Annotated in this window: 6 protein-coding genes; 2 read left to right on the top strand and 4 right to left on the bottom strand. The window is 70.3% G+C overall.

The genetic code is table 11. From position 1 onward, the window contains the following. Window positions 1–218, bottom strand: a 218-nt coding sequence (locus ACWDX9_RS54750; protein WP_449970386.1) for a methyltransferase domain-containing protein, incomplete at its 3' end; no start/stop codon positions are given. A 1336-nt stretch (window positions 219–1554) separates the two neighbouring features. Here ACWDX9_RS54750 and ACWDX9_RS54745 point away from each other — a divergent pair. Next, the gene (locus ACWDX9_RS54745) at window positions 1555–2085 is read left to right on the top strand and encodes a helix-turn-helix transcriptional regulator (RefSeq protein ID WP_449970384.1); all 531 of its coding nucleotides are present in this window, start codon (window positions 1555–1557) and stop codon (window positions 2083–2085) included. 145 nt (window positions 2086–2230) lie between these two features. Here the strand turns inward: ACWDX9_RS54745 and ACWDX9_RS54740 are convergent, their stop codons facing one another. Next, on the bottom strand, window positions 2231–5464 hold the full coding sequence (locus ACWDX9_RS54740; RefSeq protein WP_449970381.1) for an efflux RND transporter permease subunit: 3234 nt from the start codon (window positions 5462–5464) through the stop codon (window positions 2231–2233). A 159-nt stretch (window positions 5465–5623) separates the two neighbouring features. Between ACWDX9_RS54740 and ACWDX9_RS54735 the strand changes: the two genes are divergently transcribed. Continuing rightward, the gene (locus tag ACWDX9_RS54735) at window positions 5624–6016 is read left to right on the top strand and encodes a MarR family winged helix-turn-helix transcriptional regulator (RefSeq protein WP_449970378.1); all 393 of its coding nucleotides are present in this window, start codon (window positions 5624–5626) and stop codon (window positions 6014–6016) included. Between the two features lie 23 nt (window positions 6017–6039). Here the strand turns inward: ACWDX9_RS54735 and ACWDX9_RS54730 are convergent, their stop codons facing one another. Together ACWDX9_RS54730 and ACWDX9_RS54725 are read right to left on the bottom strand one after the other, a co-directional pair. Next, a complete protein-coding gene (locus tag ACWDX9_RS54730; RefSeq protein ID WP_449970375.1) occupies window positions 6040–8325 on the bottom strand; it encodes a HelD family protein in 2286 nt (761 codons plus the stop codon). A 99-nt stretch (window positions 8326–8424) separates the two neighbouring features. Beyond that, a partial coding sequence (locus ACWDX9_RS54725) for a lanthionine synthetase LanC family protein (protein WP_449970372.1) occupies window positions 8425–9171 on the bottom strand: 747 nt, incomplete at its 5' end.

Below are 9171 nucleotides of genomic sequence, written 5' to 3'. Positions count from 1 at the left end.
GCCGCGGCCCGGGCGGTCGCGGGGTCGGGTTCGAGCCCGGTGACGGTGGCGGCGCGGCGGCGGAGCAGGGCGGCGAGGTTGCCCGTGCCGCACCCGACGTCAAGAACGTGGCCGGCCCCGGACGCGGCCACCTGGCCGACGACCCAGCCGCCGTAGTGGTCGTTGTGGCTCCACGGGTGCCGCTTGTTGAAACGGTCGAGGTGAGACAGCAGCGCCATGACGACCAACCCTAGCGATCATCATTCACGGTCGCGGCCCCGTTGCACCGCCACCCGGCGGGTATGGCGACCCAGCCGCTCAGCTCACCCGGTCGGCCGCCAAGCCACGCCAACAGCATCTACGGCTCCGCCAGGCCGGGTTCATCCGCATCGTGTCGGTCGTAGCCCGGCCACCGGGACGAGATCACGATCGCACGAAAATCGATCGAGACACGCTGACGAGTGCGCTAGCGTCTTGTCTCGCTAGCCCCTCACATCCGTTGGGCCTGGTGCGAGTACGGGTCGAACTGCATCGGTTATCTCTTTCTGCAAAAAAGATCACATCCGGTGCCGATTCTCATATCCGTACTCGTTCTCAGCTCGGCGGCCACCGGTGTGGTTCGGTGAGGGCACGGGTCGAAGTTCATCGGTTACCACTCATAATGGGGCGGTCGCAGGTTCAAGTCCTGCCCGGGGCGATGTTCCGGTAGCTCAGTTGGCAGAGCACCTAATACCGGTGAACATCCCATATCCGTGCCTCCGGCAAAGCTGACGATCAGGGGGAGGGCGGGTCGAAGTCGTTCGGTTATCTCCGGCACCGGCGGTCGCGGGGTTCAAGTCCCCGCTGCGCGCCTTTGGCGTGCAAAGCTCAGCGGTATAGCTCCGGTCATGATCCGGTCGGCACACCCATATCCGCCCTCCCCTCCCCCGCATTCGCCACCTGGCGGGGGGGCGACGCAGCGACGCGAAGATCACGCTGATCGCCGACGCAGCGGCCTCGGAGTAGCTGCGGACCGAGCGGTCGGCGACAGCTCCTTGATCGCGGTCTCGAACCTCCCAGAGAGCGGCCCGCACCCCGTACAGGGCCGTTGACAGCCGGTCGTCCCGGGCAGGCAGTGGGAGCGAGCGCCGTCCCCGGCGAGACGACACCGTGGGGCTACGACAAGTACGGCGGCAATAACAGGTTGCGTCGGCAACCTTGCCCGAGCAATGCTGATCCGGCCTGTGCCCCCGATCCTGTGGTGGGGAATATGGACGTGATCAGCACCGCCGAGATCCCGGCGGAAGAGCGGTTCGCCTACTGGCGGGAGATGAACTCGAAGCTCCACGTGCCCTACGACTTACGCTGCGACCCGCGGATGGAGAGCGGATTCCGGGCGCATGTCGGTTTCAGCGAGTTCGGCCCGGTGCAGGCGACGCTGGCGACCATTGTGCCGCATTCGGCCCACCGCACACCCAGGCTCATCCGGCAGGCCGACCCCGAATTGTTCGAGCTGGCCTGCACCGTCAGCGGCGGCAGCACAGTGACGCAGAACGGCCACCGTTGCCGTCCCAGGACCTGCGGCGCCTCAGTGCCATGCGCATCCCCGGCACCCAGGCCATCGGTGCGCTGTCGTCACAGTTCCTGCTGCAACTCGCCCGGCACATGCCCGACCTCAGTCCGGCGGAGACCTCCCGGCTGTCCACCCTCACCCTCGACGTGCTGACCCTGGTGCTGGCGAACGTGCTCGACGCCGAGAGCGGGATGCCGCCCCACAACCGGCGGCGCGCGCTGATGGCCCAGATCCACTCCTTCATCCGGGACCATCTGGGCGACCCCCACCTGAACCCGGACGCGATCGCCGCCGCCCACCACATTTCCCTGCGCTACCTGCACAAACTGTTCCAGCAGGAGGGACACACCGTCGCCGGCTGGATCCGTGAACGCCGCCTGGAACACTGCCGGCGCGATCTCGCCGACCCCCATCTGGCCACCCGCCCGATCAACGCGATCGCAGCCCGATGGGGATTCACCAACGCCGCGCATTTCAGCCAGGCCTTCCGCAACGCCTACGGCCTGCCGCCGCGCCAATTCCGCGAGCAGTCCGCGACAGTGCAGTCAGACTGAAGACGTGTGCGCCCACCCGTAAGAATCATCCTGGAAGACGACCCTGGCCAACGCTTCGACAGATGGGCGGTCACGAACCTCCGCCCCGACGGCCGTTTGCCCGGCGGGGTGCGGTGACCCCACCGGGCAAAGAGCACCGCCTCTGTCAGGAGGTCGGCGTGAGGACCTTCGCCTCGTGCTTGGGCTCGGCCGGCTTGCGCCGCATCCGCTCCTTCGCCCGCTCCACCATCGTGTACAGCGTCGGGACCAGCACCAGGGTCAGCAGCGTCGAGCTGATCAGACCGCCGATCACCACGATCGCCAGCGGCTGCGAGATGAACCCGCCGGAGCCGGTCACCCCCAGCGCCATCGGCGTCAGCGCGCAGATCGTGGCCACCGCCGTCATCAGGATCGGCCGCAGCCTGCGCCGCCCGCCCTCGATGACCGCTTCCACCACGCCCATGCCCTGCTCGCGATACTGGTTGATCAGGTCGATGAGCACGATGGCGTTGGTCACCACGATGCCGATCAGCATCAGCATGCCGATCAGCGCCGGCACGCCCAGGGCGGTGTCGGTGGCGACCAGCAGCCCGATCGCGCCCGTGGCCGCGAACGGGATCGACACCAGCAGGATCAGCGGCTGGACGAAGCTGCGGAACGTCGCCACCATGATCAGGAAGACGATCGCGATCGCCGCCAGCATCGCCAGCCCCAGGTCGGAGAACGCGTCCGACTGCTGGGCCGACGCGCCGCCGATCTCATAGGTGGCGCCCGCGGACAGCGAGAGGCCGTTCAGCTTGGTCGTCAGCGTCTGCGTCACGGCGCCCAGGTTCCCGGAGTCGGCCGCCTTGGCCGACACCGTGGCCGAACGCTCGCCGTCGATCCGCGTCACCTGCGTCGGCCCGGCCACCTCCTTGACGTCCGCGACCGTCGACAGCTTGATCATGCCCGCCGCCGTCGGCAGCTTCAGGTCCTTGATCGCCTTGATGTCGTCCGGCGCGTCCGCGCCGCGCAGCACCAGGTCGCTGGAGCGGCCGTCCAGGGTGATCTGGCCCAGCGGCGCGCCGCGGAAGGCCTGCGCCACCGCCTGCCCCACCTGTGCCTCCGACAGGCCCCGCTCCGCGGCCTCCTGCCGGTCCACCGCGACCTCGACCCGCGGCGCGCTGGTCTCCATGTTGGAGGACACCTCGGTGAGGCCCGACACCTCGCCCATCGCGGTCTTGACCGTGTCGGTCGCCGTGCGCAGCGTCTCGGCGTCGGGCGCCTGCACGATCACGTCGATCGTGTCGGAGGAGAACCCGCCCCCGCCGGCACCGCCCACCGTGACCTCGCCGACGCCCGACAGGCCGTCGATCCGCTCGCGCAGCGCCTGCTGCACCTTGTCGGGGTCGGCGCTCTCCTTGACCGTCACCGAGTACGACGCCCGGTCCGCGCCGCCGCCGACCGCGCCGCCCTGCATGGCGTTGCCGCCGCCCACGTTCACCTGGTACGTCTCCACGCCGTCCAGGTCCTTCAGCACGCCCTCGACCTGCTGGGCGGCCTTGTCCGTGGTCGCCAGGTCCGTACCGACCGGCATCTTCTGCGACAGGGAGATCGTGTTCTGGCCCGAGGAGTCCAGGAAGTTCGTCTGCAGCCCGCCGGCCAGGCCCATCGTGCCGATGAACACCGCCACGCCGATGAGGATCGTCACCAGCTTGAACCGGGTCGCGAACCGCAGCACCGGCAGGTAGGCCCGCTGCAGCGGCGAGCGCAGCTCCTTGGCCTCGGCCTCCTCGCGCTGCTTGCGCGCCTGCTCCGGCGTCAGGTCCGGCGACTTCAGGAACCAGTACGCCAGCACCGGCACCACCGTCAGTGACACGACCAGCGAGGCCAGCAGCGCCACCGCCACCGTGATCGCGAACGGGCTGAACAGCTCGCCCACCATCCCGCCCACGATCGCGATCGGCGCGAACACCGCCACCGTCGTCAGCGTCGAGGCCGTCACCGCGCCCGACACCTCGCGGACCGCCGTCAGGATCGCCTGCAGCTTGGCCTCGCCGTACGCGAGATGTCGCTTGATGTTCTCCAGCACCACGATCGAGTCGTCGACCACCCGGCCCACCGCGATCGTCAGCGCGCCCAGGGTCAGCATGTTCAGCGAATAGTCGCCCGCCCACAACACGATCAGCGCGATCACCACCGACAGCGGGATCGACACCGCCGTCACCAGCGTCGAACGCACCGACAGCAGGAACACCAGGATGACCAGCACCGCGAACGCCAGACCGAGCAGGCCCTCCGTGGTCAGGCTCCGGATCGACTCCTCCACGTACGGCGCCTGGTCGAACACCACCGACACCGCCGTGTCCGAGCTGTCGCCCAGCGACCTGGTCAGCTCGGGCAGCTTCTCCCGGATGTCGTGCGAGATCGACACCGCGTTGCCGTCGGGCACCATCGTCACCGACACGCCCAGGCTCGTCCTGCCGTCCGTACGGGTGATCGTCGTCGAGTCCGCCAGCCCCTGCTTGATCTCGGCGACGTCGCCCAGCTTGACCGGCTTGAGTGGCTTGGGCTTGGGCGCCTGCTGCTGCGCGAGGGCCGCCGGGGACTGGCCCGGCCTGCCGGGCTGCCCGGTCTGCGGGCGGGCCTGGGCCTGGCTCGGCTGCTGCTGGGTGGCCGCCGGCTGGGCCGGGGTCAGGTACAGGTCCTTCAGCTTGGCCACCGAGTCGACCCGCGCACCCACCTGCACCGTGAGGGACTTGCCGTCAGCGGTCAGGGTGCCCGCCGGGATCGGCGTGCCGTTCGCCTTCAGTACGTCGGGGATCTGCGAGGCCGACACACCGGCCTTCGTCATCTTCTTGGCGTCCGGCTCGATCGTGACGACCTCGTCGCGGGTGCCCGTGACCGACGCCTCCCGTACGCCGTCCACGCTCTGCAGCTCCGGCACCATGATCCGGCGCAGCTTGTCGGCCATCGCCCGCTCGTCGCCGCCGTCGCCAACCGCGAGCACGACCACCGGGATGTCGTCGGTGTTGCCCGCCACGACCTGCGGATCCACCCCGTCCGGGAGGGAGACCCGGGTGATGGCCTGCTGCATCTTGTTCAGCGAGGACTCGACGTCCGTGCCGTACTCGAAGGCCACCTGGATCTGTGCCAGGCCCTCCTTCGACGTCGAGGTCATCTGCTCCATGCCGTCCAGGCCCTGGAACGAGTCCTCGATCGGCTTGGTCACCTGGTCCTCGACGATCTCGGGCGAGGCACCCGGATACGCCGCGACCACGAATGCGCCAGGGAAGCTCAAAGACGGCAGCAACTGCTGCTTCAACTGCGGAATCGTGAACGCGCCGAAGGCGCTGAGCACGAGCGCGAGCAATATCACAAGGCTGCGATTGACCAGGCTCAAACGGGCGAATGCGGTCATAGGCGTCCCCTCCAAGAGTTCGCCCCAGACTAACACTTCGCCTCGAACGAATATTTAGACAGATTGAGCTTTCCTGATAACCTTCTCAGGAAGCGAGAGGTGAGTGTGAGCGACGAACGCGAAGACCTGATCCGTCGAATCAGCGAAACACAGCGGGGCATGGGGCGACTGTTCGCCCAGCATCAGTCCCCGCTGTTCACCTCCAACCTGACCATGCGGCAACTCCACGTCATCATGCTCCTGGCCTTCAACGGCTCCGTCTCCGGCCAGGAGCTCGCGCACCACCTCGGCGTCAGTCTCGGCACCGTCACCGGCCTCGTCGACCGGCTCGTCGCCCACGGCCTGGTCACCCGCCACGAGGACCCCCACGACCGCCGCGTCCGCCGCGCCGAGCTCTCCCCCGCCGGCACCGCCCTGATCGAGGAGATCCACAACGCCGGGCTCGAACACTACCGCCGCATCCTGGACCACCTCGACACCGAGACCCTACGTTCCCTCGACCACATCACGTGCACCATCCGTGCGGTGGCCGACAAGCTCTACAACGAATGACCCGCGCTCCAAGGGGACGGCCTTTACGTTGTAGATTCGGAAGTCAGGCCGGACAGCACCTCCGGCAGCTCCCCCTCGTACACCACGGTCAGCCGCCGGGTGGCCCGCGTCACCGCCACGTACAGGTCCTGACCCCCCATCGGCGACTGCCCCATGATCCCCGCCGGATCCACCACCACGACCGCGTCGAACTCCAGCCCCTTGGCCTGCCCCACCGTCAGCACCACCACCGGCGCGTCCAGGTCACCCTCCGGGAACAGGCCGGCCACCTCCGCGCGCCGCGCGTCCGAGGTCACCACGCCCACCCGGCCCTCGCCGATCGAGGCCAGCTCCCCGTCCACCAGCCCCGGCAGCCCCGCCACCGGCAGGCGCACCGCGCGCGGCCGTGAGCCGCCCTCGCGCACCGACTCGGGCGGCTCCTGCTCGGGCGCGAAGGCCCGCAGCACGTCCGCCGCCACCGTCATGATCTCCACCGGCGTGCGGTAGTTGACCAGCAGCCGCTCCTCGCGCCAGCGCCCCTCGAGGTACGGGTCCAAAACCTCCCCCCACGACCGCGCCCCGGCGGCCGACCCCGTCTGGGCCAGGTCGCCGACGACGGTCAGCGACTTCGCCGGCACCCGACGCATGATCATCCGCCAGGCCATCGCCGACAGCTCCTGCGCCTCGTCCACGATCACGTGGCCGTACGCCCACGTCCGGTCCGCCGCCGCCCGGTCGGCCGTCGTCAGCCCGAGCCCGTCGTCCGCGTGCCGCTCGGCCAGTACGTCGGCCCGATCGAAGATGCCCTCCTCCAGCACCCCCGTGCTGTGCAGCACCTCCAGCGCGTACAGCTCCTCCGACGCCTGCTCCTCGGACGCCCGCCGGCTCGCCACCCGGCGCTCCGAGTCGTCCTCGCCCAGCAGCTCGGCCGCCTCGTCCAGCAGCGGCACGTCCCCGGCCGTCCACGGCGCGTCCACCGGGCGGACCAGCTCCTGCCAGTCCAGCCCCGACGGCGCCACCGACCACAGCGTCTCCGGCGAGGCCAGCACCTCCGAGATCAGCCGCCGCGGCGTCAGCTCCGGCCACAGGTCGTCCACCGCCCGCCGAATCCCCGGCTCGCCCCACAGCCGCCGCGAGGCCAGCTCCAGATCCAGCTCGTCCAGGTCGCCTTCCAGGTCGAGCGGCTGCGCGAGCTCCGGTTCGTCCTCGATGACCAGTTCCTCGATGTGCAGCGACTCCTCCAGCGCCCGCGCCTCGGCCTTGGCCAGCTCCTTGAGCAGCTCGGTGACGTACAGCTTGCGCGCCATGTTGTGCGGCAGCCGCACCGCCCGCGCCCGGTCGCGCAGCCGCACGCACGTCGCGTGCGGCACCCGCAGGTTGAGCCCGTCCAGCTCGACCACCAGGTCGCCCTCGGGCGCGCGCTGGCGCAGCTCCAGCGCGCGGGCGACCACGTCGGCCATCCGCGCGTCGCCCTTGACCACCGCCGTCGCCGGCCCGTCGGCCGCGCTCGCCCGCACCCCCGGGAACATCTCCCCGACCGTGGTCATCACCACCTGCGTCTCCCCCAGCGCCGGCAGCACCTGGCTGATGTAGCGCAGGAACATCGAGTTGGGGCCCACCACCAGCACGCCGCGCCGCTCCAGGGTGTCGCGGTGGGTGTAGAGCAGGTACGCCGCCCGGTGCAGCGCCGCCACGGTCTTGCCGGTGCCCGGGCCGCCCTGCACCACCAGCGCCCCCTGGAGCGAGGCGCGGATCACCCGGTCCTGCTCGGTCTGGATGGTGGCCACCACGTCGCCCATCCGGCCCGTCCGGCCCCGGCGCAGCGCCGCCAGCAGCGCCGCCTCACCGACGAGCGCGCGCCGGTCGCCGTCGCTCATCCCCTCCAGGTCGAACACCTCGTCGTCGATGCCGACCACCGTGCGGTCCTTCAGGTGCAGGTGCCTGCGGCGGACCAGCCCGCCCGGGTCGGTGGCCGTGGCCACGTAGAACGGCCGCGCGGCCGGCGCCCGCCAGTCGATGAGGACCGACTCGTGCTCCTCGTCGCGCAGCCCGATCCTGCCGACGTACGTGCTCTGCCCCGCGCCGTCGTCGATGCGGCCGAAGCACAGGCCCCGCTCGACCGCGTTCAGCTGGGCCAGCCTCCTGGCCTGCTCCGAGGCCATCGCCTCGCGTTCGACCATCGCCTGGCGGGTGCCGCCGGCCCTGGCGTACGCGTCCCGCAGCGCCGCCTGGGCCCGCCCCCTGGCGACGTCGAGCCGGCCGTACAGCCACGACACAGTACGCTGTTCGCTGTCAAGGGCTTCCGCAAGACCATCTTGACGATTAGCCATTCGCTGGTATACTCCTAACCGGAGGATAGTGAAGCCTTTGCCTAAATTGGGCAATCGAGCTTAACGCCGCGCGCGCTCGCGCGCAATCTCCTCGTTGCGTTATTCGGGCAGCATGCCGGAAGGTGCCAGGATCGCCGGGAACGGGTTGTCCGGCAGCAGGATCACCCGCCGTCCCCGCCCCACCGCCTCCAGGTGCAGCAGCGCCGTGCCGATGCCCGCCGCGCCCGCCATGTACCCGGTGTCCGCGCTCACCACGCCGGGACGTACCCGTTCGAATGCCTGGTACCACCGCAGGCCCCCGCCGTCGCCGCTCGCCCTGCCCGCCAGGTGCTCGCCCAGCGTCCGGGCGAAGCCCAGGTACGCCTCCCGCCCCGTCACCGCCCACAACCCCACGAACAGCTCCACCAGCCCCGCCAGCCCGCAGCACTGGCAGGCCGTGTCCCACAGCCCGGGCACCCGACGGCCCGGCACGCCGCTCGTCACGATCCCCGTGGCCAGCCGCTCGGCCCACTCCAGGTCGGCCGGGTCGCCCCCGGCCCGGTACAGCTCCACGAACATCCGCGCCACCCCCGCGGAGCCCGAGCAGAACCCCAGGTAGTGCAGCCCCCGCCCCTGCGGCAGATGGTGCGGCACCAGCGCGCGCCGGCCGCTCAGCACGCTGACCGAGCGCACGAAATCCGCGCCCCTGCGCGCCGCCTCCAGGAACCGGGCATCGCCGCTCACCCCGTACAGGCGGGCCAGCAGGAACGCCGTCCCCGCCGTACCGGCCAGGAAGCCCGGCGTGACCGCGTCCGCCGGCAGGCCCTCGCAGTCGCCGAAGTGGTGCCCCGGCACCGCCAGCCGCGC

It is taken from the genome of Nonomuraea sp. NPDC003201 (genome assembly GCF_053590415.1).
Note: the sequence above shows the minus strand (reverse complement) of the source record. Positions and strands in the feature narration are given on the sequence as shown.